Source organism: Arthrobacter sp. CAN_A214 (assembly GCF_015751955.1).
Classification (GTDB): Bacteria; Actinomycetota; Actinomycetes; order Actinomycetales; family Micrococcaceae; genus Arthrobacter_D.
Window position 1 is genome coordinate 1 of the sequence record NZ_JADOUU010000091.1, and the last position, 1,429, is coordinate 1,429.

At 63.3% G+C, this 1,429-nt stretch carries 1 protein-coding gene; it reads left to right on the forward strand.

Features of this window, described 5'->3' with window-relative positions; genetic code table 11:
- The first annotated feature begins 124 nt into the window (after positions 1-124).
- A complete protein-coding gene (locus IWX65_RS17560) occupies positions 125-1,372 on the forward strand; it encodes an IS256 family transposase (protein WP_196884838.1) in 1,248 nt (415 codons plus the stop codon).
- The last annotated feature ends 57 nt before the right edge of the window (positions 1,373-1,429 follow it).

Below are 1,429 nucleotides of genomic sequence, written 5' to 3' on the forward strand. Positions count from 1 at the left end.
GGTTACGTCCCGTGGAGTGGTGTAGTTCTCCGCTGTTGAGCGTTGCGTAGGCGACGTAGTGAGCCATCGTGCGATGGTCAGTGAGTACCGATCAAAGTCACTCACAGAAAGACACAAACACACGATGGCTCTAGACCAGTCTGCCCTGCTTGATCTGCTTGGACAATTGAAACTCACCGATGTTTCCGATCGGATTCGTACCGCGACTGAAACCCTGTATCAGCAGCTCATCGAGGCGGAGGCGACCGCGTTCATTGGTGCTGCCCCGTTCGAGCGCTCCGAGGCGCGCACGACCCAACGCAACGGGTCCCGGCCCAGGACGTTGACGACCACTGCGGGGGATCTGAACCTGAAGATCCCCAAGCTGCGTGCCGGCTCGTTTTTCCCTGCCCTGCTGGAGCGCCGCCGCCGGGTTGACCAGGCCCTCTACGCGGTCGTGATGGAGGCCTACCTGCACGGGGTTTCCACCCGCAAGGTCGATGACCTGGTCAAGGCCCTCGGCGCGGATACCGGGATTTCGAAGTCCGAGGTATCCCGGATCTGTGAGGACCTCGACCATGAAGTCGGTGCGTTCCGCGACCGGGACCTCTCGGCCCTGGAATACCCGTATGTGTTCCTGGACGCCACCTACTGCAAGGCCCGCATCGGGCACCGGGTCGTGTCCCAGGCGATCGTGGTTGCTTTCGGCGTCGCCGCCGACGGGCGCCGGGAAGTCCTCGGCTTCGACGTCGGAGACAGCGAGAACGAGGGCTTCTGGACGGCGTTCCTGCGCTCCCTGAAGACCCGGGGCCTGGACGGGGTGAAGCTCGCTATCTCTGATGCGCACAGCGGGCTGAAAAAGGCCATCGGCACCGTGTTCCAAGGTGCGGCGTGGCAGCGCTGCCGGGTGCACTTCATGCGCAACGTCCTGGCAACCGTGCCCAAGGGCTCCCAGGAAATGGTCGCCTCGATCATCCGCACGGCCTTCGCCCAACCCGACGCCGCCCACGTGAACACCCAGTTCGACGAGGTCACCCGGATGCTCACCAAATCCCATCCGAAGGTCGCCGCGATGCTCAGCGACGCCCGGGAAGACGTCCTCGCGTTTGCCGGATTCCCTGCCAGGCACTGGCGTCAGATCTGGTCCACGAACCCGATGGAGCGGGTGAACAAAGAGATCAAACGCCGCACCGACGTCGTCGGTGTCTTCCCCAACCCCGCAGCGCTCCTCCGCCTCGCCGGAGCGGTCCTCGTCGAGCAGCACGACGAGTGGGAAGCCGGCGACCGCCGCTACCTCTCCGAGGCCTCCATGTCCGAACTCACCGCCATGAACACGACCGCCACCACGCCGATAAAGGAAACAGTTTTGCTCCCAGAACTCACTGCAGCATAATCAAAGAACTGACCCGCACGGTGTCGAGAAAACTCCACCACTCAGCGGGACGTAACC